This window comes from Lutibacter sp. (assembly GCF_046055765.1).
In the GTDB taxonomy this organism is placed as follows: Bacteria; Bacteroidota; Bacteroidia; order Flavobacteriales; family Flavobacteriaceae; genus Lutibacter.
The window spans coordinates 1-26,732 of sequence record NZ_JASFZF010000029.1 but is presented as its reverse complement, the minus strand read 5'-3'; the positions used below and the strand labels follow the sequence as shown (position 1 = coordinate 26,732).

Sequence of the window (26,732 nt, the reverse complement as noted above, 5' to 3'; positions counted from 1 at the left end):
AGAATTTAATAATTTAATTTTTCCAACGCTGAATTATAATCGTACTGCAAATCTTCATGAAGCGTTAAAAGCTTTTTTTGAATACTTATTTTTTCACGAATATAAATATTTTTGAGCACGGTATTATTTTGAATTGAAGGTTTAAAATGAACTAATTTCTGACAAAAATAGAGGAGGAGTTCAACCTCAGTCTCTTTATTTTTAGAATATCGAATGTATTTTTTGATAGTTCTTAAAATTTTGCGAACACTTTTTTTAATAAAATAGTAGGTTTTGGTATTTACTAATTCAAATTGTTCATCAATTTCTTGTTTAACACTAACAATAAAACCTTCTTCGTATGATGATTCAAATAAAAGATATGTTAAAAGTTCCTTATTTTCTTTTTTAAATTTTGATAGTCGAAGACAAAGTTCAATCAATTCACTTTGCGAAGAATTTATAAGTTCAGTTTTTAGTTCTTTTACGGTTACAGCTTTCATAAGTACAATTTAGAAAAAAAGTTGGATCTAAATGATGATTTTTTTGTAATTTAATGGATTCAAATTTATATATAAACTATGGCAAAAAAAGTGAAAGGAACCATCGCAATATTAACAGGTGGAGGAGATGTTCCAGGATTAAATCCTGCAATTAGAGCAATTACAATTAGAGCAATTCGTGAAGGGTATAGAGTTATAGGTTTAAGGCGTGGATGGGCTGGTATTGTTGAACTGATTCAAGATCCAAAAGCTGATAACGATAATAATTTTGTTGAATTAACTCAAATCATTGTAAATAAAACAGGTAGAACAGGAGGAACATTTTTGCATAGCTCAAGAACACGTCCAAGTCATTTACCAAAAGAGAGTGTTCCAGAACATCTAAAAGATGAATATCAAGATGAATTTAATGACATGACAAAAGTGGTGTTGAGCAATTTAAATTATTTAGGTATTGATTATTTAATTCCTATTGGTGGAGACGATACATTAAGTTATGGTGTTCGTTTATATCAAGAAGGCGTTAAGGTAGTTGCAATACCAAAAACTATGGATAATGATGTGCCAGGAACTGATTATTGTATTGGGTTTAGTACTTGTATTACTAGAACTATTAATATGACCAACACATTGAGAACTTCAGCAGGTTCACACGAACGTTTTTTGGTATTAGAAGTGTTTGGAAGATATGCAGGTTTTACAGCAATGTTACCAACAATGGCTGGTGCCGCAAATAGATGTGTAATTCCTGAATATAAATTTAATATTGATATTTTAGCCGAAAGATTAAATGAAGATAGATATGATAATCCAAGTAAATATTCTGTTGTATTAGTTTCTGAAGGAGCCATGTTTGAAGGAGGAGAGATGGTTTTTAAGGATAGTGAAAAAGATCAATTTGGACATGCAAAATTAGGTGGTATTGGTGAATTAGTTTCACAGCGCTTGAAAGAATTATCACCAACATACAATAATGGTAAAAGAGTGAATGTAATTAATCAAAAATTGGGATATCTAGTACGAGGCGGAGATCCTGATGCAATTGATTCTATTGTACCAATGGCGTATGGAAATCTTGCATTGGATTTAATTTTAAAAGGAATTCACGGAAGATTAGTGGTGCTTAAAAATGGTAGATATGATAATGTTCCTATTGATGTTGTTATAGGAGAGTCTAAAGTTGTAAATATTGAAAAATTCTATAATATAGATAGATTATGCCCTAATTATAACAGTTTTGAAATGAATCCATTGTTTATAATGACCAGCGAGTAATCTAAAAAAAACAGGATAAATTTTTAAAAGTTTATCCTGTTTTTAAAATTATAAAAAGCTAATTTTTATTCTTTAATTACACGAATTCCAACGTGGTTACTTTGAATCATTTCAGCATTAGATTCATCAAAATAATCATAAGCACTATAGCCATAAATTCCTTTGGAATAATATTCAGCAACATTTCCCCCTAAGTCATAAATCTCAGCGTTTCCTACTTTGGTGCTTTTAAATTTTCCTACTCTTTTAAATAAATGAGTTTTTACTTCGTTTAATTTACGTTTAAACTGTTCAATTTCATCAATTGTAATTTTATATCCTGCCCAATAATTTAAGGTATTTTCTTTTGAAGCGACTTTAAATGCTTGTTTTTGTAAGGCTTTTGCTTCTTTAATGTTTGGCAATCTATACGATGCTTCAGTAAGTTCACTGAGCCATTTTACATAATTTTTAGCTTCAATTTCTGTAGTGATTATCGGATAATTTTCTAAACCGGTAGTATAATTAAATTCAGGTTTATAAGCTTTAAATTGTGCATTGGTAATTTCAAAACGACCAATTTCGATAGAATCTTTTTTTACTAAAACAGTTTCAGGAATTAATTTTTCATTTGAAAGTACACCAAACAAGCCATTTGTGGTAATTGCAGTTTTTTCAAGAGCTAGCAATTTTGATATTGGACTCTCTTTTTTGAAAGCTTCATTTTTAGTTGAAGGTTTGTTAAAAAGATACGTGTCAATCCACGCTAATTCTTCCTTCATTTTACGTAATTGATGTGTAATTTTACCTAAACCGTGTGGCTGTCCTGGAAACCATAAAAAACGTACAGGAGCTTTTCCAACTTGCTGTAAACCACGATAATATTCCCAACCTTGGTCACGAGGTACAGATCTATCTTCACTTCCGTGGAAAATAATGGTAGGTGTTTTTATTTTCTCAATTTCGAATAATGGTGATTTCAAGATATAATTTTCATTATAAAATTTTCCATTCATATCATCCCAAGGTGCACCACCAAAATAAGATTGATCAAAACTAACTCCAAATCTACATGTTCCATAATCAGATGTCCAGTTCACATCACCTGCACCCGGAGCTGCAAATTTGAACATATCTGGATAACGTACCGTTAGCATAGTTGTAATAATTGCACCGTTAGACCAGCCCATAGTGCCTAGCATATTTCTATCAATCATTCCTTTTTCATCTAAAAGATTAATTGCTTTGGTAATATCCTCCAATTCAGGTTCATAATAATTACCTTTTATACTTTCTACAAACGATAAACCGTGATTTGAAGAACCATGGTAGTTAGGCTTTAATACAAAAGCTCCACGCTGTGCTAAAATATTAGGATAAGTGCTCCAGCGTTCACTCCAAGTATCTGTGTCTGTTCCGGAAGGACCTCCGTGAATTGATAAAATTAAAGGATAACGTTTTCCACTTTTGTAGTTCTCAGGATAATATAATATTCCTGTAACTTCTTCATTTTTATAACCTTTCCATACTAAAACTTCACTTTTTGTAATTGTTTTTTTAGAGAGTTTATTATTTAATTTAACAACTTCTTTTTCGTTTATAAATTTCTTTTTTGAAATATCTGCAATATAAAATGTTGGTAATTTTGATGCAGTTGAGTATTGATAAATTACTTTTGAACCATTATCAGATACACTTAATAAAGTAGTATGATTGTCCTTCTCACCTAAAGAAATGTTAGTTTTAGACCAAGAACCTCCATTTTTTTTATAATAAGCTAATTTGTAATATACTTTATTTGCTAAGGTTACAACTACATCATTTCCAATAACATGGTATCCACGACCAATACCTAAATTCCATTTTAAATTTACTTTTTTATATGAATTTGTAGCTAAAGTATAATAATAGAGTTCAGTAATACCAGCACCATTCCATTTAGGGTCTGAGGAATATCCTGAAGTAAAATAAAAGCCGTTATTATCTGCGCTAAATTTAAATGAACCCGATGGGAAATCTCTATCAGTAATAATTTGTTTTACTTCTCCAGATGTCATATTTAAAAGATAATTAAAGGGGTCTTTAAGCGCATCAGACGCATAGCTACGGCTTCTATTCATTCTATAAACCATCCATTTTCCATCATTAGAAATAGTGTATCCGCTTAATGGTTTTTTATTATTAGTAATACGTTTAATTACTTTTGTTTTAATGTTATAAGCATAAACTCGGCTTGGTTTCCAATGAAGGGAATCTTCTACTACTATAACATTATCTTTTGCATCTTTTAATTCCTTTTCATGTAATGTTTGTCCTTCATTAGATTGAAATAGTAAGTTGTTTTTATTTTGCCAACTTAGGTTTGAAATTCCGTTTTTAAATTCATTTACTTTTTTAGCTTCTCCACCATAAATACTCAATTTCCATAATTTTTTACCTTTTTCTCTCGAAGATAAAAAATAGATATCTTCTCCATTTTTTGAAAAAAGAGGACTATAGTCTCTCTCATCTGAATACGTTAATTGTATGGTTTTAAATACGCCATTTTCAAATACATCTAATCGTGTTAAAAAAATATTAGAAACAAACTTATCTTTTTCTTTTGAAGCTTTATTTTTAGTCCAAACTATCATGTTTCCGTTAGGGGAAATTGAGACAGAACGCATAGATTCAGTATTTATAATATCTTCTGGAGTCCAACGTGTTTTATCTTTTTCTTGTGACTGTATTGAGAAATTAAGAAATAATGCTAAAATAATGGTAAAAATGTATGGGTTGGTTTTCATATGAAGTATTGTTTTTTATAAATAATATCTTTTGTAAAGATAAATTTATTTAGTGAATTTTCTAGACTGTTTTTTCTAGATACATATTACTATTAAATTTTAAATAAGTACTTTATTTTTTTTGTTTTCTGGGTTTATTAAAATACTTTTAGTCTCTCTAATTTTTTGACTAGAAGTTCTGTTTTTAGTTAATTTTTTAATAATTTAATATGAAACATTTAAAAACAATTTTATTTGCACTAATTATTTTTTTACTCAACTATCAAACAAATGCTTGCACAATTGCTGTAATTTCTGGAAAATACACTAGAGATGGTCGACCATTACTATGGAAAAACCGTGATACACCGGCTATTAATAATCAAATTGTATTTTTTGATGATGGAAAATATAACTATATGGGATTAGTGAATTCTCATGATATTCATGGAAAAAGCGTTTGGATTGGTCAAAATAGTATGGGTTTTGCTATTATGAATTCAGCTTCTTATAATTTAAATATAGGAGATGATACAAAACTTAGTGGTTTGGAAGGTAGAATTATTAAGGAAGCATTAGCTACTTGTTCAACTATTCAAGATTTTGAAAATTATTTAGATAGTTTACCAATTCCAACACGGTTAGAAGGAAATTTTGGTGTTATTGATGCGCAAGGTGGAGCGGCAATGTACGAGGTAAATAACAAGGGATATGTGAAATTTGATGCAAATGATGCTAAAGTAGCTCCATTTGGCTACATTATTAGAGCTAATTATTCTTTTATGGGAAGTTTTGGTGAAGAAAGCAGCGGCTATCTTCGTTATAATACAACAAACGAACTTTTTTATAATGCAATGTCAACTAATACTTTTGATGCACAATTTATAATTCAAGATGTAACACGTAGTTTAAAACACTCGTTAACTAAAGAAGATTTGTATAGAGATTACATTGAAATACCTAAAAATACACCTACCTATTCATTTTTCCAAGATTTTATTCCTCGTAAAAGTACAGCTTCAGCTTGTGTTGTTCAAGGCGTAAAAAAAGGTGAAAACCCAGAATTTACAACCTTATGGTCTGTTGTAGGGTTTCCACTAACATCAGTAGTTATACCTACTTGGGTTAAAGGGGGAAATGATTTTCCAAGCGTATTAAAAAGAAATGATAAATTTAATGATTCTCCAATTTGTTTTGCGGCATTAGAACTGAAAAAAGAATTTTTTCCAATTAGATGGGGAAAATGGGCCGCTAAATATTATGTGAATATGAATGCTTTTATAAACAAAGATAATACAGGTATTTACCAAAAAATTCAACCTTATGAAAATAAAATTTTTAAAATGACTAATGATAAATTAGACTTATGGAGATTTAATGGAATGAAAAGGTCAGCACTAAAAGAATATTATGATGAGCTTAATATATTAGTATTAAAAATGTTCAACAAAGAATTTGAAATTGATTTAAATTAAAATAGTATTATGAGAATTTCTGTTATGATAGTTATCATGCTTTCTCTTTTTGCATGTCAAAATGAAAAAAAGAGCAATAATAAATCGTATGAAAATCTAGAAAAATTAAAAATTGCTGTTTTTAGTGGAGATGGAGCAGGTGCAGTTTCGGTAATTGAAACCATTGAAGCTTTAAAAATAGATAAAGGTATTGAAGCTATGGCATTAAGTGCCTCTGAAATTCAAGAAGGTACATTAAGTAAATTTGATGCCCTAATTTTTCCTGGAGGAAGTGGAAGTAAGCAATTATTAAGCCTTGGAGAAAAAGGGCAAGAAATAGTAACAGCTTTTGTTGAAAAAGAAGGGAAAGGAGTGATTGGTATTTGTGCAGGAGCTTATTTGTTATCGTCAACAGTAGGGTATCCGAACTTAAAATTAGCAAGTTCAATTCATATTGATAGAGCACATTATAATAGAGGTCGTGGTTTGGTTGAATTTGAATTAACAGCAGCAGGATTCAAAGTTTTTCCAGAATTAGAAAATAAGCGTCTTTTTGCTCAATATTATGACGGGCCAGTTTTAGTAAAAAATGACTCCGCTGAATTTCAGTTTGAAGAATTAGGGAAATATGTAACAGACATTCATCCTGATGATTTTGCTCCTGAAGGAATAACCCCTGGAAAAACATTTATACTTCAACAAAAGAAAGGGAAAGGAAAAGTATTTTTAATTGCGGGGCATACAGAATCGACACCAGGAATGCGTTGGATGGTACCACGAATGGCACGTTGGGTATGTGGAAGTGAGTTGGTGAGTTATAATCAAAAATGGATTAGACCTCAAATTAATAACAAAGCAATAATTTTTGATAAAGCTCTTAAAAAAGAAGAGAAAAAACAGTTTTGGCTTTTATTTAGTGAAAACCCTCAAGAACAAGTACAAGCAATAAAAACACTATATTCATACCGGTCAAGACCAGCAGTACGATGGAATATTGGACTGTTACGTAGTGTAAACCCAGAAACTAGACAGTTTGCAGCAAAAATGTTGAAGCAAACAGAATATTCGTATGCAATACAAGATTTAGAAATTGCATTAAAAATAGAAAAGGATTCACTTACAAAAACAATTTTGAAAGAAACCATAGCATTTCTGAAATAGAAATAAGTATAGTTTTTAATAGAAATTATAAAGGAACTTGTTAAATTAATTATTGAAGGTAATAAGCTAATTTTTTAAGTTCCTTTATGTTTTTGATGTGATTATAATAAGTGATTTCTTTCTTTTTCAGAAATATTACATTTTCCCATCAATATAATCCATAACCTCCTTTTCAACAATCATAGTTTTATCAAAAATATCTTTTGATTTGGCTAAAATTGTGTCAGCAAAAACGCGGTCTTTAATGTCTTTTGCATTGATACGTACATTAAAATAGGCACCTACAACAGCAGTTTTAGCACATAAAATTCCAACTCCAGCATCGGACAATGAGCTTTGTAGCCCATCTTTTATCATAGCATACATTACTTCCATAGAGTTATAAGCAGTTTCCATCACTTGGTACGGAATTTCAGTTGCATATTTTGTAGCGTTTTCAACCGCTTCTTTGCGTGTAGTTATTTCTTCAGGAGTAGATTTAGGCATTCTAAACCCTTCAATAATTTTATTAAAAGCATTGGTATCTTCATCAACTAAAAACAATAATTTATTTTTGTAAACCTGTCCTTTTTCAGCCCAATCAGAATAAAATTCCCATTTAGCATCCCAACCAGCTTTATGTGCCGATAAATTAGCAACCATAGTACCTAATGATACTCCTAAAGCACCAACATAAGCAGCAATTGAGCCACCACCTGGAGCCATAGTTTCACTAGCAGTTTCTTCTGCAAAACCACTTATAGTTAAATCTACTAGTTTTTTTGTAGAATCTTCCAATAAGTATTCTATAATTTTTTCTTTTGGATTGAAAGGTTTTAAATCATCTAATCCAAGTGATTTTACGGCAATTTTTATTTTTTCTTCCTCTGAAATTCCTAAAGATCGTTCTTGTTTACGTAAAAAATAATCACCTGCATCTAACATCGCCTTCAAAGGAATTAATCCTATTAATTCTGAGCCGGTAACTCTTAAACCTCTTTCTGTGGCGCATTTAACAGTTTCGTTAAAAGCAATATGCATTGATGTAATTGTTATGTTGGTTAAATTATATGAAATTTGTGCAATACCATATTCTTCAATAAACCAACCGATTCCTTTAACCGCTTTTAATTTTCCAGGGATACGAACAGGTATACCTTTTGAATCTAATATTTTTTTCCCTGTTGAAGGATTTCCTTCACGTTTTACTCTTCCAGCTTCACGAATATCAAAAGCAATAGCATTTGCTCTTCTTGTGGAAGTAGTATTTAGATTTACATTATACGCAATTAAAAAATCACGTGCTGAAATTGCAGTACAACCTGTTTTAGCAATAGTTGAATTATATTTAGTAGGACCAAAATCTGGTTTCCATGCTGGATTTGCTAATTTTTCTTTTAAACCTTCATATTCACCTGAACGACAACTAGCTAAGTTTTTTCGTTTTTCTTCTTTAGCAGCATTTTCATAAAAATATCCAGGAATTCCTAATTCCTTTCCTACACGTTCACCCAATTGATGCGCAAAAACAGCAGTTTCTTCTAAAGTAATTCCAGAGATTGGTACTAACGGACAAACATCAGTAGCTCCAAAGCGAGGATGTTCACCAGTATGTTTACTCATATCAATCAGTTCTGAAGCTTTTTTAATTAATTGAAAAGCAGCTTCAATTACACTTTTAGGCTCGCCAACAAAAGTAATTACCGTTCTATTAGTAGCATTTCCGGGATCAATATCTAGTAATTTAACTCCTTCAATAGTTTCTACAACTTTGGCAATTGTATTTATTTTTACAATATCCCGTCCTTCACTTATGTTAGGAACACATTCTATTAATTGTTTCTTCATGAGTTTCAAAATTTTATGCATCAAATTTAAGGCGATATTTTGATATTTGTAGGTGCTATTTCAAAATAAATAAAAGATATGTTAACACATTTTATAATTTAATTCTATTTTTGTTGAAGTGTGGATGAGTTCTCAATACGCTTTGCTACTCGAACTGACGAAACTGGTATGAATGCGTCACTTCGAGTAATTTTTTGAAAAAAAATTGTATCGAGAAGGGTTTTGAAAGGTGAAAGTTCTCAATACGCTGCGTACTCGAACTGACGAAACAGGCATGAACGCGTCACTTCGAGTAATTTTTTGAAAAAAAATTGTATCGAGAAGTAATTGAAAGTAAAAGGTTCTCGAGATACGTTTGCTACTCGAACTGACGAGTTAAATATAGGTACTAAGTAAAATATAATGAATAAGAGCTATGTATATATTCTAAAATGTTCAGATAATACGTATTACACTGGAGTTACTAGCAATTTGGGAAATAGAGTAAACCAACATCAATCAGGTATTTATAAAAACAGTTACACACATCAAAGAAGACCAGTGGAATTAGTTTTTTATGCTGAATTTACAGATGTAACTATTGCAATTGAAAAAGAAAAACAACTAAAAAAGTGGTCTAAAGCAAAAAAAGAAGCTTTAATTAATAATGAATATGATAGTTTAATTAATTTAGCAAAAAAGAAGTTTAAAAAGTAAAAGGTTCTCGTTCTCGATACAATTTTAAAACAAATGCTATTTGTTTTAAAATCACTCGAACTGACGAGTAAGAGTTAATATTTAGCCTGTCCTGAGCGTAGTCGAAGGATCACTTTGAGTGATTTTTGAAAAAATTGTATCGAGAAGTGTTTGAAAACAAAATTTAAAAAATGAATAAAATAACTATAAAAAAAGTGTTAATTACCGGAATGGCAGGTTTCATTGGCCATCATTTAGCAAAATTATTAATTAATTCTAATTTTGAAGTTGTTGGTCTTGATAATATCAATGATTATTACGATCCAAATTTAAAGCTGGCACGGTTACAAGATTTAGGGTTTAATACGGATGAAATTGAATACAATAAATTATTACAACAAGATAATATTACTTTTATAAAATTAGATTTAACCGATTTAGAGAATATTAAAGCCTTGTTTAAAGAGCAACAATTTAATTATGTGGTTAATTTAGCTGCACAAGCAGGTGTTCGATATTCTTTAGAAAATCCACACTCGTATGTAGATAGTAATATCACGGGATTTTTAAATATTTTAGAAAGTTGTAGAGCATTTCCTGTAGAACATCTAGTTTTTGCATCTTCAAGTTCGGTATATGGTTTAAGTGAAGATATTCCGTTTCGAGAAGATAATTGTACCGATCACCCATTGGCAATGTATGCAGCGAGCAAAAAAGCAAATGAAATGATGGCTCATTCGTATGCTAATTTATACGATATCCCGTGTACAGGATTACGTTTTTTTACGGTGTACGGACCTTGGGGAAGACCAGATATGGCATTGCATATTTTTACTAAAGCAATGGTTGAAGATAAAGAGTTTGAAGTTTTTAATAATGGAAATATGAGTCGTGATTTTACCTATGTAGGTGATATTGTTGAAAGTGTAAAAAGATTACTTTCACTTCCTCCAAAAGAAAATAATCCAGCATTTAATGCTAAAAAACCAGTTCCTTCTAAAAGTTCCAAAGCATACCAAATTTTTAATATTGGGAATAATAGTCCGGTTGCTTTAATGGATTATGTACACGCGGTAGAAAACGCATTGAATAAGAAAGGTAAAATGGTGTTTAAGCCTATGCAACCTGGTGATGTGCAATCTACCTATGCAAATGTTGAAAGCTTGTTTAATTATATAAATTTTAAACCACAAACTACCATTAAAGAAGGAATAAAAGCTTTTGTAGATAAGTATTTGGAATTGGAAAGAGAGAAGAAGTGAAAATGTGAAAAAGTAGAGAGTTCTGTCTAACCGTCATTGCGAAAGAGGTACGATTGAAGCAATCTCATGAACGGTAACAGATTACTTCATTTCACTGTGTTTCATTCGCAATGACGAAACGAGAGTCATTTCGCAACTTGACTGGGGATCTCATGATTTGGAGTTCTTAATAAATAGATTCCGATTCAGCTGGAGATGAAGTAGTGTTTCGTCATTACGAAAGAGGTACGATTGAAGCAATCTCATACTAAGAAATAGATTGCTTCGTCGCAAACTTCTCGCAATGACGTAACAAAACAAACTCTTAAAATTAATTTTCAAATTCTATGGCAATACCCTATATTTACAACCGTTAAAATTTAATAATAAAACTATAGCTGTCACATTGAGCTTGTCGAAGTGTTTTAAGAAGTTGTAAATTAAAATATGAATAAAAAAACACCAAATAACGAAGATTGGTTGTTTGAAATAACCCCAAAAAACAAACTTTTCTCTTTAAATTTAAAGGAAGTATGGCACTATAGAGATTTGCTTATGTTGTTTGTAAAACGAGATGTTGTAACACTATACAAACAAACAATTTTGGGACCATTATGGTATTTGATTCAGCCACTGTTTACTTCGGTGATATTTACTATAATTTTTAATAAAATTGCAGGTATTGATACAGGAAATATTCCCCCTTTTTTATTCAATTTAGCTGGCGTTACTTCTTGGAACTATTTTAAAGAGTGTTTAACAGCAACTTCAGATACATTTAAAAAGAATGCCAGTTTATTTGGAAAGGTTTATTTTCCTCGAATTATAATGCCAATATCTATTGTAATTTCAAATTTATTAAAGTTTGGTATTCAATTAGGCGTATTTATTGGTTTTTATGTGTATTACGTTTTTAAAGGATTTGAAATTGTGCCGAATTCATTCGTTTTATTATATCCGTTGTTAATAGTTATAATGGGGATGCTTGGTTTGGGATTGGGTATGATAATTTCATCAATGGTAACAAAATATAGAGATTTAACTTTTTTGGTTGGTTTTGGAGTACAATTATTGATGTACGTATCAGCTGTTATGTACCCAATTTCATTAGTGAAAGAAAAATTAGCAGATTATTCTTGGATTGTAGAGTATAATCCGATGGCGCATATTATAGAAACCTCTAGAAATTTACTTTTAAATGATGGTAAATTTGATTTACATGGAATTATATATTCTGTAATAATAACCATTATCATATTTTTTGTAGGTTTATTAATATTTAATAGAACCGAGAAAAGTTTTATTGATACGGTTTAAGCCTCCTAACCCCCAAAGGGGGAATGGGAAAGAATAAAGATTATAATTGTCACACTGAGCTTGTTGAAGTGTTTTGAGAATAAAAAATAAAAAGTCTTCGACAAGCTCAGACTGACAATACAGACGTCATTACGAGGAGAGTAACGACGAAATAATCTTTTAAATAAGAAACGGATTGCTTCATTAACATTCGCAATGACGAAATAAACGTCATTACGAGGAGAGTAACGACGAAGTAATCTGTTTTTAAGAATCAGATTGCCACAGTTTTAATTAAAACTTCGCAATGACGAGTTAAGAAATGCTTTTATAAAGCTGTCACACTGAGCTTGTTGAAGTGTTTTATAATGAAAAGAAACAATGAGTAACACCATTTTAAAAATAGAAAACCTTTCAAAACAATACCGCCTTGGTACTGTAGGTACTGGCACTATAAGTCACGATTTAAATAGGTGGTGGCATAGGGTTCGTGGCAAGGAAGATCCTTTTCTAAAAGTAGGAGAAGTAAATGACCGCGCTACCAAAGGAACTTCAGATTATGTTTGGGCATTAAAAGACATTAATTTTGAAGTGCAAAAAGGAGAAGTACTAGGCATTATTGGTAAAAATGGAGCAGGAAAATCTACCTTATTAAAAATACTCTCAAAAGTAACTGGGCCAACCACAGGAAGTATAAAATCTAAAGGAAGAATAGCTTCCTTATTAGAGGTTGGTACTGGTTTTCATCCTGAAATGACAGGTAGAGAGAATATTTTTTTAAATGGTGCTATTTTAGGAATGACCAAAAAAGAAATTTCTGAAAAACTAGAAGAGATTATTGAATTTTCTGGTTGTGAACGGTATATTGATACACCTGTAAAACGTTATAGTAGTGGTATGACAGTTCGTTTGGCATTTTCAGTGGCAGCACACCTAGAACCTGATATTTTGGTTATTGATGAAGTGTTGGCAGTTGGTGATGCAGAATTTCAAAAAAAAGCCATTGGTAAAATGCAAGATATCTCTAAAGGCGAAGGGAGAACGGTGTTGTTTGTAAGCCATAATATGGCAGCGGTTCAAAATTTATGTACCAGAGGAATTGTGTTGGAGCAAGGATTAATTGTGTTTACTGGAGGAATTGAACAGGCAATACAAGAATATTTAATAAATAGTTCAAATATTTTATCTCTTTCAAATTCTAAAAACAGGATTGGATCAGGAATTTTTAAAGTTGATAATGTTTTAATTTATGGTGAAACTAAATTTTTAAAACCGCAAGTAGGAAAACCTTTTCATATAGAATTTGATATGTATAACCCTACTAAATTATGTTCTTCGGATATTCGATTTGATTTAAAAATTGATGATTATTTAGGACAGAGAATAGCTTGGATGAGTAATTACTTATTTGATAAAGAAGTAATATTAGATATATATAAGATAATTTTTAAAATACCAAAACTTAACCTTAATAAAGGTGAATATTATATTAGTACAGATATTTATGTTGATAAAAAAAGATCAGATTGGTTACAAAATGCAATTTATTTTGAAGTTGTTGAGGGAGATTACTATAATATTGGAAGACAAGTCCCAGTTTTAGAAAGTAGAATTAATTTAGACTTTGATATGGAATTTATAGGAACAAGCATTTAAGTGTATGATGAATTTATGAATAAAACTAATTTATATTTTATTTGTCCAGATATTAATAAGCCTTCAGGTGGTATAAAACAAATTTATCGGCAAGTTGATGTATTAAATAACAATGGGTTTAATGCTTATATTTTACATGAAAAATCTAATTTTAGATGTACATGGTTTGCCAATAGCACAAAAGTTGTGTACAATCAAAAGGTGTTTTATTATTTAAATCGTAATACAAAATCTAATTTAACATTAAAAAAAATATTAAAAAGCTATATAAAAAAAACAATTTTAATAATTAAACTATTTACTAATAAAAACAATAGTACAATTATAACAGCAAATGATATTCTAGTTATTCCAGAAGTTTATGGGCCTTATATTGGTGACGTTTTTAAAGGCGTTAAAAAGGTAATTTACAATCAAGGAGCTTATCAAACGTTTTTTAAGTATAATTTGAATTTAAATAATTTAAGGTCTCCTTATATAGAAGAAGATTTAGTAGCAGTAATTGTTAATTCAGAAGATGCAAAAAATTATATAGAACTTGCTTTTCCACATATTAACGTATATAGAATTCATTATGGAATTGATAAAAAGGTGTTTTATTATAAAGCAACTAAAAAGAAGCAAATAGCATTTATGCCTAGACGTTTAAAAAATGATTTACTACAAGTAATTAATATTTTAAAGTTTAGAGGAGCTCTAAAAAATTGGTCACTTATAGAAATTGATAATCTGCCTGAAGTAGAAGTCGCAAAAGTATTTAGAGAGAGTACCTTCTTTTTAAGTTTTAGTATAAATGAAGGTTTTGGTATGCCACCAGCAGAGGCTATGGCAACCGGTTGTGTGGTTATTGGTTATCCTGGTAATGGAGGAATAGAATATTTTAGAGATGAATTTTCTTACCCAATAGCAGATAGAAATGTACAACAATATGTCAAAAAACTTGAATATTTATTATTAAATTATGACAAAATTAAATGTGAATTACAAGAAAAAGGTATTAAAGCTTCTAAGTTTATTTTGGAAGAATATGCACTAGAAGTTGAAGAACAGGATATTGTAACTGTTTGGACTAAAATCTTAAAAAATAGATAATTGTATGAGCACAGTTTCTATTATTTTACCGAGTTATAATCATGCTAAATTTTTAAAAAAACGTTTAGTAACTATAGTTAATCAAACCTATAATGATTGGGAGTTAATTATTATAGATGATTGTTCCACGGATGATAGTTTGAAAATTTTAAAAGATTTTATAGCTTTAAATAAAAGTAAAGTTTCTTATTTTATTGTTAATAAAATAAATACAGGCAGTGGATATACATCTTGGCAAAAAGGGATTGAATTAGCAACCTCAAAATATATATGGATTGCAGAAACTGATGATTACTCAAATTTATACTTTTTAGAAGAACAAATTAATATATTAGAAAAAACAGATGCAGTGATTTCATTTTGTACTAGTAACTATGTAGATATAAATGAAAATTATTTATATAATTCGGATAAAAGAACAAGTGATTTAGGTGTTAAAAAAGGAGATTATAAAGTTTTTGACTCTAAAGTGTTTAATGATAGAACGCTTTTTAATACCTACATAACAAACGGTAGCAGTGTAGTTTTTAGAAAACCAATAATAAAAGTACCCGATGAAATATTTAGTTATAAACAGTCATCCGATCAATTTTTATGGACATTTTTGTTACAACATAATACATTTGTTTTCTTAAATAAAAATTTAAATTATTTTAGAAGACATGAGAATTCAACAACGGAAAAGCTAGGAAATACACAATTGAAGCAGTTATATATAGAAAAAATAGCATATTTGATTTTTTTTAATTTAAAAATTAAGACTAATACATTTTTAAGGCATTACATTAGATTTTATGTTTGGAAAAATAAAAGAGATATTTTTGATGTTTCGGTGGTAATTAATTTGAGAGGAGCAAGATTAATAAAAATCAAATATTTTTTGATTTTAGTAAAGTTTATTTTAGTCCAATTTTATAAAAAGCTATGGAAGTGTACAAACCTTTAGTCAGTGTAATTATCCCTACTTACAATAGACCAAATTATTTAAAACAAACGTTGAAAAGCGTAGTAAATCAGACCTATACTAATATTGAAATTTTGGTTATAGATGATGGTTCTAAAATGAATTATGCAGAGTCAATTTGCAATAAGCACCCAAATTGTAAATATTTTTATAAAACGAATGGAGGGTTATCATCAGCTCGTAATTTTGGTATAAAAAAAGCAAAAGGAGAATATATTGCTTTTTTAGACGATGATGATTTTTGGAGAGAAGATAAGTTGCAAAAGCAGGTTGAATTTTTAAACAGCAATCTAGATATAGATTTAGTACATTCTTCGGCTATGATTGTTGATGAAAATGGTACTTCAACAGGAATAATTATAGGTGCTTCACCTAATAAAATTCATAAGCGATCAGGATATGTTTTTTGGAATGCTTTGGGAGTTTGGGTGGTAAAATCGCCAACTCCATTAATTAGAAAAGAAGCTTTTAAATCAGGCTTAATGTTTGATGAATCAATTAAGGTTGGTGAAGATTTAGATTTTTATCAACGATTATTTTATAGACACAAAGTGTATTATATAAACGAGCCTTTAGCATTTTACAGGGAATATAAAAATGAAGAGAGACTTTCATTGCAAAAGATAAAATATATTGGAATTGAATACAAGATGCTAAAAAACTTCAAAAAAATGGGTATAAAAAATTTAATAATAAATTATAGGATAGCTTATTTATTATTAAAATCTGCATTAAGAAGATGGAATTTGGTGCATCCTGAAAATAAAATTCAATTCAATTTATTTGATAAGTATTTAACACCTACTAAAACCTTAAGTAAATTAGTTTAAAAATATAGACGTAAATTTGAAAATATAAAGAAATAAGATGATAAATATATATGAGTATTGTTAATAAAATAATACAAGTTTAGAAATGTAAAGATTAAAAAAAATGTAAATGCACTGTTGTGCATTAGGATAAAATTACGTCAATTCGAGTGAATTTTAACCTTTTTAGGTTTAAAATTAGTATCGAGAGTAGTTTTTTCAGTCAAAAGCAGTTGTTCTTGATATCATTTTTATCAAAAAATACTAAACTGGTGTAATGCTAAGTTCAAAGAGACAAAACGTACAATAAGTATGTAAATATATATTAAATAATGATTTATAAAATATTAAAAAAGTAGCATGACAAATATATTAGTAACAGGAGGAGCTGGAAATATAGGAAGTTCTTTGGTAAAAAGACTTTCAGAAAATAGAGAAAATACAATTATTGTAGTCGATAATTTATTAACAGGAAGTACAGCTAAATTACCAACAAAAGAAAATATAATCTTCATTAAAGGGAATGTAAATAATTATAATGATATTTCAGCTATATTTCATACTTTTCATTTTGAATATGTATTTCATTTTGCAGCGGTAGTAGGCGTTCAAAGAACATTAAACAATCCTTTATGGGTTTTGGAAGATATTAAAGGATTTGAAAATATTTTAAATCTTTCAAAAAATACCAATGTAAAAAAAGTTTATTATTCATCCTCCTCAGAAGTATATGGAGAGCCTTTTGAAATCCCCCAAAATGAGCACACAACTCCTTTAAATTCAAAACTACCTTATGCTATTGTAAAAAATGTTGGGGAAGCCTATTTAAAATCATATCAACAAGAGTTTGGATTGGATTATACTATATTCCGTTTTTTTAATACCTATGGGCCAAATCAGAGTGAAGATTTTGTAATTCCGAAGTTTATTAATTTAGCCTTAAAAAATAAAAATATTGCTATTTATGGAGATGGACTTCAAACAAGAACCTTTTGTTATATTGATGATAATATTGATACTATTTTAAAAATTTATAAGAATAACTTGGTTAGTAATGATGTAATAAATATTGGTAATGATGTTGAATATAATATTGTTGAGTTAGCAAAGTTAATTATTAAACTAACAAATAGTTCTTCAAAAATAATTCATTTGCCTGCACTGAAAGAAGGAGATATGAATAGAAGATGTCCCGATATTACTAAAATGAAATTAATTTTAGGTAAAACATTAATTAAACCAGAAGATGGAATTGAAAGACTAATTGAACTAAAAAATAAATAATGGTTTTAAAAATTAAAAATTTTTTACAATTACCAATGCGTATAGATAAGCTTCATAGAAGCAATGATGATGCTTATGCAATGCAAATTATTTTAAAATTATTTCCTGAGTTTGCATACTTACCCTTTACGCCATTTTCATTAAATCCCTATACTATTGTACATATTTTAAATGATATATTATTAAATAATCGAAAGCAAATTGTAGAATTTGGTTCTGGTATTTCTACCATTATTATAGCACGTTTTGTACAAGTTAACAACTTAGAAACTAAAATTTTAAGCATTGATAATAATATGGAGTGGAAAAAAATAATTTCAAAAGAATTAGAGAAATATAATTGCAAGGATAAAATTAAGCTTGTGGTAGGAGAATTAAAAGAACACCACCAAACCAAATTAGCAAAGTATGATAATAAATATTGGTATGATTTTAAAATAGTAAAGGAAGCAATAGATAGTTTAGATGTTGCCATAGATTTGGTGGTAGTTGATGGTCCTAGCACAGGATATTCTATATATTCAAGATATCCAGCCATACCTTTAATTAAAAATAAGTTAGCTGAAAATGTGTCTATTTTTTTAGATGATACAAGAAGAAAAGGAGAAAAAGAAATATTAGTTAACTGGAATAAAGAGATAGCAGGAGAACTTCAATTTGAAAAAATGTATGGAGTAATTAAAAAAGGAAATAATTTTTCAAGCAAACCTTTAAGTCATTAATATATTATAAATTTTATGCGAGTAGGTGTAAACCCTGAAAAGAAAAATAAAAAAATATCCATTAACTCATATCACCGAGTTATAATACCAGTTTATATTCCAAATTTAGAAGAAGACTATTTTAAAGATGGGCTACAAATTTTAAAATATAATATAGAAAGTTTATTAGCAACCATACATGTTAAAACTCGTGTAAGTATTGTTAATAATAACTGTTGTAGCGAAGTAACAACGTATTTAGAAAAAAAATATGCTGAAAATACTTGTATTGATCAATTACTAAATTCTAAAATAAACTTAGGGAAAGTAAATGCAATTAATGCTGTAGTTAAAGGTAATTTAGAACCGCTAATTACAATTACAGACGCTGATGTTCTGTTTGCACAAGGTTGGCAACATGAAGTGGAAAAAGTGTTTTTAGAATTTCCAAATGCAGGTATGGTTTCTCCAGTGCCTAGTAGTATTGGTTATAGGGGAGCATTTTTAAATTCCACCTACTTTTATGGATTTTTTAAAGGTCTTTTTAAATTTAGCAATGTTGAGAATCCTGAAGGAATGCTTAAATTTGAACAAAGCATTGGCAGAAAAATGTACAATACAGCACATTTACAAAAGTATTTAACTATTGAAAATAAAAATAAATTTAATGCCGTTGTAGGCTGTGGTCATTTTGTAGCTACAGTGAAATCTGATATTTTTAGAAAAGCACCTAATTGCCCTTCTAAGTTTAAAATTGTTGGAGGTAGTGAAAGCGACTATATAGATTCTCCTAACGATAACTCAGGTTATTTAAGATTAGCAACCACAAATAACTTAGCATATCATTTAGGAAATAAAGTAGAAAAATGGATGACTGTATTGTTTAATGAAATAATTTCAAATAAAAATGAAAACCAATTTAATGAGAAGGTTATAAAAATAAAATCTAAAAAAATTTCAAAATATGGACAAATAATTGGAAAAATGCTATATGTTGTATTTATTAAAATAAAAAAAGTTAGAAAAATATATTTTCAATTATTAGGTTTAAAAGTAAACAATTATTAAATGGCTTCAAAAACGGTTTTTATTTCTCATGTACCTATTCCTAATCCGGAAATTGCAAGTTGGACAAATAGATATACTAAATTAATACGTAAAAACATAACTGTTTTTGATTATATAATAGCACCAGAAGGCATTAAGAAAATTAGTGATATTAAATATTCTTTTATTAAAGAGCCTACATTATTAACTTACAAAATCGGAAAACTTATACCATACTATAAACACAAAGTATATTGGACTGCTCTTAAAAAAATAATAAATTCTACAACAAATGTTACAATTCATATAATAGACAACCCTAATATTTTATTTGCAATTAATTATTATGTAACTAAAAATAAGTTAAAAAACAAAATAAAGATAGTTTTTCATATGTGTGGGTATAATTATAACTTTACGGAAACTCAAAAGAATACTTTTTATAAAGCAATTGATACGCTTATAATTCAAACAAACTCTTCTATAAATTATCAAAAAAAAGAAATTGAAAAAGGTACTTGCAATATTTTTCAAATATATAACGGCATAGATGGTAAAAAGTTTTTTAGAATTAACCAAAATAAAAAAGCAATACTTAAAAATAAAAAAAATATTACCACTGAAAAATTTATTTTTTTATGGGTATCGCAAGATAGACCAAAAAAAGGCTTAACAATAATTTTAAAAGCTTGGGAAAAACTAATAAAAAAATTCAATAACATTGAGTTATTGGTTATAGGAGCTGCTAAAACTAATGAAATTAAAAATGTTACTTGGTTGGGCAAAATACCTAACTTTGAATTGCCAGAATATTATCAGCTTGCTGATTTTTATTTGTTTTCAACGCAATGTAATGAAGGATTTGGTTTAACACTTGGAGAAGCTTTAAAATGTGGAACAACTTGTTTAGCTTCAGATATTGATCCGATGAAAGAAATATTAAATAATGAATTATATGGTCGGCTTGTTAAGAACCCTAGTCAACCTAAAAGTTGGAGCATAGCCATTCAAGAGGAAATTGAAAAGTATTCCAATAATAATTTTGAAAATATTTATTTAAAGAATATTCCAAACAAAATTTATGACTATAAAAATTGGAGCACTAGCATTTTAAAATTAATCTTAAAAGATGAGATACATTAAAACTATTGCAATCATCCCAGCCCGTGGAGGCTCAAAACGTTTCCCTAATAAAAATGTGACCTTGTTAGGAAGTATTCCCTTATTAGTGCATAGTATAAATTACGCTAAAGCAAATAAAATAAATAGAATTATTGTTACTACAGATGATGCAGCTATAAAAAAAATAGCCTTAAAAAATGGGGCAGTAGTAGTAGATAGACCCAAAGAAATATCTGGAGATAATGCAACTACGGTTTCTGCATTAAAACATGTATTGGAAAACGTAAAAGAAGTGTTTGAAAATATAATTTTATTACAACCAACAAATCCATTAAGACCAAGAAACCTTTTAAAAGATGCGTTAAAAAAATACGAAGATAGAAAATATGATAGCTTAATGACCGTAAGTAGAAACCATCAGAAATTTGGAAAAATCATCAATAATAAATTTGAACCTTTTAATTATAAAATTGGACAACGAAGTCAGAATTTAGAGCCATTATATTATGAAAATGGGCTATTGTATATTACAAAAGCGTCCTTAATTTTAGAAGATAAAATTTTAGGAGAAAATAATTACCCTTTTATAGTCAATCATCCGTTTGCTAAAGTAGATATTGATACAAAAGAAGATTTTGAATATGCAGAATATTTGTTAAGTCGTCATTTCGAGTAAAGTATTATTTTGAGGATGAGCATAATAAACACGTCACTTCGAGTGATTTAACGAAATGAAATGGAGTTAAATAGTATCGAGAAGTAATTTACACGAGTTCTCGATACGGTTTTACTAAGAATTCCATTCTTATTAAACCACTCAAACAGACGAAAAGAGTGAAATATTAAAGAAATAAAATATAGAAGCATGAACCCAACCATAGAAATAGCAGGAAGAAAAATAGGAATTGATTATCCACCGTTAATTATTGCTGAAATAGGGATTAATCATGAAGGTTCTTTACAAACCGCATTTGAAATGGTGGACGCAGCAAAAAGAGCAGGAGTTGAAGTGGTAAAACATCAAACACATATTGTAGAAGATGAAATGAGTGGAGCTGCAAAAAAAGTAATTCCAGGGAATGCGGATATTTCTATCTATGAAATAATGAAGCGTTGTTCTTTAAATGAAGAAGAGGAGTATAAATTAAAAGAATATGTAGAAAGTAAAGGAATGTTATTTATATCTACTCCATTTTCAAGAGCTGCCGCAGATAGGTTAGAACGAATGCAGGTTAAAGCTTATAAAATAGGTTCAGGAGAATGTAATAATTATCCGTTATTAGAACATATTGCAACATTTGGAAAACCTATAATTTTAAGTACAGGAATGAATACCATAGAAAGTATTAAAAAAGCAGTTGAAATTTTTGATGAGCATAAAGTTCCTATTGCATTGTTGCATACTACTAATTTATATCCAACACCACCAGAGTTAGTACGTTATGGAGCACTATTAGAAATGCATAAAGCATTTCCAGATAAGGTATTTGGTTTATCAGATCACACTCTTAATAACAACGCATGTTTAGGAGCTGTAGCTTTAGGAGTAAGTATTTTAGAACGTCATTTTACAGATACTATGAAACGCACAGGACCAGATATTGTATGTAGCATGGATGAGCAGGCTTGTTTAGGTCTAATAAAAGGAACTGAGGAAATATGGCAGATGAGAGGCGGCACTAAAAAACCAGCAAAAGAAGAACAAGTAACTATTGATTTTGCATTTGCAACCGTTTGTAGTATTTCAAACATTAAAAAAGGAGCGTTATTTTCTAAGAAAAATATTTGGGTTAAACGCCCTGGAACAGGAGAGATTTTAGCAGAAAAATTTAATTCAATTATAGGGAAAGTAGCAAAACGAGATATCTTAAATGATGAACAATTGAATTGGGAGGATATTGAATAAATGAGTTCTTAATACAGTTTTATAAGAATTCTATTCTTACTAAACCACTCAACAGACGGAAAGAGTGAAGTATTATTTTAAATAGTACTTAAAAAATTATATTAAAAATGTCACTTCGAGTGATTTTCGGAAGAAAATTGTATCGAGAAGAAATTTAAACTTATAAAATGAAGTTGTAATTAATGAAAAAAATAGTATTCTTATCAGGCACACGTGCAGATTTTGGTAAAATAAAATCCCTACTACAAATTCTTCAAAATAATGAAGCATTTGAATCCCATATTTTTGTAACAGGAATGCATTTACAAAGGCAATATGGCTATACGCTAATAGAAGTAGAAAAGGCAGGATTTAAAAATATTTCAACTTTTGAAAATTTTACTCATGAAACTACTATGGATTTAACTTTAGCTAAAACTATTGAAGGCTTTTCTGCATATATTAAAAAATTAAAATCAGATTTAATTGTAGTGCATGGTGATAGAGTTGAAGCTTTAGCAGGTGCTATTGTAGGAAGTTTAAATAACGTGCTAGTAGCACACATAGAAGGAGGTGAAATTTCAGGAACAATTGATGAATTAATTAGGCATTCTGTTAGTAAATTAAGTCATATCCATTTTGTTTCAAATAGTGAAGCAGAGAAAAGATTGATACAGATGGGGGAACTTTCTAACTCTATTTTTGAGATAGGGTCACCTGACGTAGATATTATGTTTTCTAGGGATTTACCTACCATTGATAAAGTGAAAGAATATTATGATATTACTTTTAACCATTATGCAATAGCCATGTTTCATCCTGTAACTACTGAATTTGGACATATCAAAAAATATGCTAAAAATTTTGTTTCAGCTCTTATAGAAAGTAATAAAAATTATGTGGTTATTTATCCCAATAATGATTTAGGATCTTCAATAATACTAGATGCTTATCAAAAATTAAAGAAATACAAAAACTTTAGAATTTTACCATCATTACGATTTGAATATTTTTTAACTTTACTAAAAAATACAGATTTTATCATTGGGAATTCAAGTGCAGGAGTTAGAGAGTCACCATATTATGGAATTTCAACTATTAATGTGGGTACTAGACAGCAAAACAGAGTTTTAAACAAAACTATTTTGAATTGTAACTATTCAAAAATGGATATACTTGAACAAATTAAATTGGCAGAATTAGTTCCGGATAGAGTACTTAAAAATAATTTTGGGGGAGGGAATTCTGCTCAAAAATTTATAAAAATTTTGAGTAAGAGAACATTTTGGGAAATAAGTCAACAAAAACAATTTAAGGATCTAAATAGCTAAATGAAAAAAATTTGCTTTGTTATTCCTGATGGGACAGGTATTAGAAACTACTTATATTCTGAATTGGTAGAGTATTTACAGCATAAAAATTGTGAAATAATTTTATTGCATTTAGTTTCTACTGAAGCTATTGAAGAAATTTATAGCGTTCATAAAACTAAGTTCAAATCATATAGAATACCATATTATAGAGAAAGCTATTTTCAAAAGTTTTTAAGAGAAGCCATTTGTTATGCAAGATTGCTTAATAATACTAAAATAACTGGTAATGTTACAATTTTGACAAATTGGAGACCAAATAAGTCAAGTTTAATAAAAAAAATATTTTACAGAATTGTTGAAATAGTTGGGAAATATGTTTCGGAAAAATATAAAAGGATTTTAAAGTTCGAAGATCTGTACGATAATTCTCTTTCAAAAAAATGTGGATCTCAGAAATCGTTATTAAAATCTATAAACCCAGATGTTATTTTCTCTACACATCAACGAGCCATAAATGCTGTTCCTTTAATTAGTGCAGCACGACAAATGGGTATTGTTACTGTTGGAGCTATTTTTTCTTGGGATAATTTACCAAAAGCCAGATTAACGATTAGAACGAATAAATATGTAGTTTGGTCAAAGTATATGAAAGAGGAGTTAAATTTGTACTATCCAGAAATTAAAAATAATAGTATAATTATAACTGGAACACCGCAATTTGAATTTTATTATAACAACAAATTCATTTTAGATAAAAAAGTTTTTTACAATAAATATAAGCTAGATCTATCAAAAAAAATAATTTGTTTTTCAGGAGATGATGAACTGACTTCGCCTTTTGATTCTAATTATCTTGGTGATTTAGCCTCTGAAATTCAAAAAGAAAAATTAAATATTCAAATTTTGTTAAGACGAGCACCAGTAGATGTTTCGGGTAGATTTCAAAGTATTATTTCAAAGTATCCTGATATAATAAAAGAAGCACCACCTTTATGGAATTTTGATAAAGGCAATACATCTAATTGGGAAATAATTTATCCAACTTATGATGATATTGAGCTTTTAGTAAGTACAGTATCTTATTGTGATGCAGTTATAAATGTAGGTTCAACAATGGCACATGATTTTGCTATGTTCAACAAACCAGCAATCTATTTAAATTACAATACTATTAATTCAAAAAAGTGGAATATAGAAACCATATATCAGTTTCAACATTTTAAAAGTATGGAAGGTTTAAATCCAGTTTTATGGGTAAATTCAAATAAAGAAATTATTTTAGTATTAAATAGTCTTTATGAAAACTTAAATTTAGATAATAATGATTGGATAAACAGCATTGCTGAGCACAGAAAATCAGCCTCTTTAAATATAGCAAATACATTAATCTCATGCACATAGTTTATTTAACCAATGAATATCCTTATAAAGATTTACCACATGGTGGCATAGGTACATTTGTACAAAATTTAGCAAGAAATTTAATAAAAAAAGGGATTGAAGTTTCTGTTATTGGAATAACGAATAGCAATAAAAATGTAGGTAAAGAATCAGATGAAGGTGTTAAAATATACAGAATAAAAAAATCTTCTGCTAAATTTGGCAAGTTTATTTTCAATTCTTATCGTATTCGAAAAAAAATTAAAGAAATTCATCAAAAAAATACTATTGATATTGTTGAAGGTTCTGAACTTTCTTTTACTTTTTTACCTAAAAAAACTTCATATAAAAAAGTGATACGTATGCATGGAGGTCATCATTTTTTTGCGATAACTTTAAATAAACAACCTGCTTTTTGGCGTTCTTTTCAGGAAAAGAAATCATTTAAAAAAGTAGATGCATTAATTGCAGTTAGTAATTATGTGGGTGAAACTACACAAGAGTTACTTCAATTTAAACTTCCCTATAAAACCATATATAATTTTATTGATTTTAGTAGGTTTCAAATTTATGATGACGTAAAAATAGATAAAAATTCAATAATTTTTATAGGTACTATTTGTGAAAAAAAAGGAGTAAAACAATTAGTGGAGGCATTTTTAATAGTTAAAAATAAAATTCCAAACACAACATTACACTTGGTTGGTAGAGATTGGACTAGCAAAACGGTAAAGTCCTATATTACATACTTAAAAACATTTATTTCTAAAGCGGATTTAAAAGCGGTTAAATTTTATGGAGCTGTACCTTATAATAAAATACCTATAATTTTAAAAAAAGCTCATGTATGTGTATATCCATCGCATATGGAATCTTTTGGACTAACGGTTATAGAAGCTATGGCGATACGTAAACCCATAGTTTTTAGCAATATAATTCCTTTTAAAGAAATTATTTCTGATAAAATATCTGGTTTGGAATGTAATCCATATGAACCAGCAGATATTGCTAAAAAAATTATAAAAATTTTAATAGATAAAGAATTAGCAATTAAATTAAGTGAAAATGCTAAAAATGAAGTTATTAATAAGTTTAATTCTACTAAGTTAGTAAAAGAAAATATTAATTTTTATAACTCAATAGTTTGAAGTTTGCCATTATTACACACGCCGTTCATAAAATTAAAGGGAATAAGATTTATGCTTATGAACCTTATGTGCGTGAAATGAATTTATGGATAAAATATGTGGATGAAGTACAAATTGTTGCACCAGTTTCTAGGGAAAAGGTTTCTAGGATAGAGAGTAAGTATGATTTTATAAAT

General features: G+C 28.8%; 22 protein-coding genes and 1 pseudogene. 20 read left to right on the top strand and 3 right to left on the bottom strand.

The window, feature by feature from the left end; genetic code table 11:
• Positions 1–5 precede the first annotated feature (5 nt).
• Positions 6–482 carry a hypothetical protein gene (locus QM495_RS03315; protein ID WP_408670688.1) on the bottom strand — a complete coding sequence of 159 codons (477 nt, stop codon included), beginning with the start codon at positions 480–482 and terminating at the stop codon, positions 6–8.
• Between the two features lie 78 nt (positions 483–560).
• Here QM495_RS03315 and QM495_RS03310 point away from each other — a divergent pair, with 78 nt between their 5' ends.
• A complete protein-coding gene (locus QM495_RS03310) occupies positions 561–1,757 on the top strand; it encodes a 6-phosphofructokinase (protein WP_408670687.1) in 1,197 nt (398 codons plus the stop codon).
• Between the two features lie 65 nt (positions 1,758–1,822).
• Here QM495_RS03310 and QM495_RS03305 read toward each other — a convergent pair whose 3' ends face one another.
• Positions 1,823–4,522 (bottom strand): prolyl oligopeptidase family serine peptidase, encoded by a 2,700-nt coding sequence (locus QM495_RS03305; protein WP_408670686.1) that lies wholly within the window; start codon positions 4,520–4,522, stop codon positions 1,823–1,825.
• Positions 4,523–4,731: 209 nt separating this feature from the next.
• On the opposite strand from QM495_RS03305, the gene QM495_RS03300 reads away from it, so the two are divergent.
• Positions 4,732–5,976: a hypothetical protein gene (locus QM495_RS03300; protein ID WP_408670685.1), complete on the top strand. Its 1,245-nt coding sequence runs from the start codon at positions 4,732–4,734 to the stop codon at positions 5,974–5,976.
• Between the two features lie 9 nt (positions 5,977–5,985).
• On the top strand, positions 5,986–7,116 hold the full coding sequence (locus QM495_RS03295) for a BPL-N domain-containing protein (protein ID WP_408670684.1): 1,131 nt from the start codon (positions 5,986–5,988) through the stop codon (positions 7,114–7,116).
• A 135-nt stretch (positions 7,117–7,251) separates the two neighbouring features.
• Here QM495_RS03295 and ftcD read toward each other — a convergent pair whose 3' ends face one another.
• Positions 7,252–8,943: a glutamate formimidoyltransferase gene (gene ftcD / locus QM495_RS03290; RefSeq protein WP_408670683.1), complete on the bottom strand. Its 1,692-nt coding sequence runs from the start codon at positions 8,941–8,943 to the stop codon at positions 7,252–7,254.
• A gap of 402 nt (positions 8,944–9,345) precedes the next feature.
• Here ftcD and QM495_RS03285 point away from each other — a divergent pair, with 402 nt between their 5' ends.
• From QM495_RS03285 to QM495_RS03205, 17 genes and pseudogenes are all read left to right on the top strand, one after another.
• Positions 9,346–9,639, top strand: coding sequence for a GIY-YIG nuclease family protein (locus QM495_RS03285; RefSeq protein ID WP_408670682.1), 294 nt, complete (start codon positions 9,346–9,348; stop codon positions 9,637–9,639).
• Positions 9,640–9,809: 170 nt separating this feature from the next.
• Positions 9,810–10,880, top strand: coding sequence for an NAD-dependent epimerase/dehydratase family protein (locus QM495_RS03280; RefSeq protein WP_408670681.1), 1,071 nt, complete (start codon positions 9,810–9,812; stop codon positions 10,878–10,880).
• A gap of 426 nt (positions 10,881–11,306) precedes the next feature.
• Entirely contained in the window at positions 11,307–12,176 is an 870-nt protein-coding gene (locus QM495_RS03275) for an ABC transporter permease (RefSeq protein ID WP_408670680.1), read from the top strand.
• A 360-nt stretch (positions 12,177–12,536) separates the two neighbouring features.
• Entirely contained in the window at positions 12,537–13,811 is a 1,275-nt protein-coding gene (locus QM495_RS03270; RefSeq protein WP_408670679.1) for an ABC transporter ATP-binding protein, read from the top strand.
• Between the two features lie 15 nt (positions 13,812–13,826).
• The gene (locus QM495_RS03265) at positions 13,827–14,903 is read left to right on the top strand and encodes a glycosyltransferase (RefSeq protein ID WP_408670678.1); all 1,077 of its coding nucleotides are present in this window, start codon (positions 13,827–13,829) and stop codon (positions 14,901–14,903) included.
• Between the two features lie 4 nt (positions 14,904–14,907).
• Positions 14,908–15,849 carry a glycosyltransferase family 2 protein gene (locus QM495_RS03260; protein ID WP_408670677.1) on the top strand — a complete coding sequence of 314 codons (942 nt, stop codon included), beginning with the start codon at positions 14,908–14,910 and terminating at the stop codon, positions 15,847–15,849.
• On the top strand, positions 15,828–16,697 hold the full coding sequence (locus QM495_RS03255; RefSeq protein ID WP_408670676.1) for a glycosyltransferase family 2 protein: 870 nt from the start codon (positions 15,828–15,830) through the stop codon (positions 16,695–16,697). The genes QM495_RS03260 and QM495_RS03255 overlap by 22 nt, the downstream gene beginning before the upstream one ends.
• 339 nt (positions 16,698–17,036) lie before the next feature.
• Entirely contained in the window at positions 17,037–17,960 is a 924-nt protein-coding gene (locus QM495_RS03250; protein ID WP_408670675.1) for an NAD-dependent epimerase/dehydratase family protein, read from the top strand.
• Positions 17,960–18,682 carry a class I SAM-dependent methyltransferase gene (locus QM495_RS03245; RefSeq protein ID WP_408670674.1) on the top strand — a complete coding sequence of 241 codons (723 nt, stop codon included), beginning with the start codon at positions 17,960–17,962 and terminating at the stop codon, positions 18,680–18,682. The genes QM495_RS03250 and QM495_RS03245 overlap by 1 nt, the downstream gene beginning before the upstream one ends.
• 15 nt (positions 18,683–18,697) lie before the next feature.
• Positions 18,698–19,729 (top strand): glycosyltransferase family A protein, encoded by a 1,032-nt coding sequence (locus tag QM495_RS03240; RefSeq protein ID WP_408670673.1) that lies wholly within the window; start codon positions 18,698–18,700, stop codon positions 19,727–19,729.
• Positions 19,730–20,851 (top strand): glycosyltransferase family 4 protein, encoded by a 1,122-nt coding sequence (locus tag QM495_RS03235; RefSeq protein ID WP_408670672.1) that lies wholly within the window; start codon positions 19,730–19,732, stop codon positions 20,849–20,851.
• Complete coding sequence (locus QM495_RS03230) at positions 20,838–21,506, top strand: cytidylyltransferase domain-containing protein (RefSeq protein ID WP_408670671.1); 669 nt, start codon at positions 20,838–20,840, stop codon at positions 21,504–21,506. The genes QM495_RS03235 and QM495_RS03230 overlap by 14 nt, the downstream gene beginning before the upstream one ends.
• Before the next feature lie 189 nt (positions 21,507–21,695).
• A complete protein-coding gene (locus tag QM495_RS03225; protein WP_408670670.1) occupies positions 21,696–22,736 on the top strand; it encodes an N-acetylneuraminate synthase family protein in 1,041 nt (346 codons plus the stop codon).
• Between the two features lie 182 nt (positions 22,737–22,918).
• The gene (gene neuC / locus QM495_RS03220; protein ID WP_408670669.1) at positions 22,919–24,046 is read left to right on the top strand and encodes a UDP-N-acetylglucosamine 2-epimerase; all 1,128 of its coding nucleotides are present in this window, start codon (positions 22,919–22,921) and stop codon (positions 24,044–24,046) included.
• On the top strand, positions 24,047–25,429 hold the full coding sequence (locus tag QM495_RS03215) for a hypothetical protein (RefSeq protein WP_408670668.1): 1,383 nt from the start codon (positions 24,047–24,049) through the stop codon (positions 25,427–25,429).
• On the top strand, positions 25,420–26,556 hold the full coding sequence (locus QM495_RS03210; protein WP_408670667.1) for a glycosyltransferase family 4 protein: 1,137 nt from the start codon (positions 25,420–25,422) through the stop codon (positions 26,554–26,556). The genes QM495_RS03215 and QM495_RS03210 overlap by 10 nt, the downstream gene beginning before the upstream one ends.
• Positions 26,553–26,732, top strand: a pseudogene (locus QM495_RS03205) (glycosyltransferase family 1 protein); the annotation flags it as partial. The gene QM495_RS03210 and the pseudogene QM495_RS03205, both read left to right, overlap by 4 nt.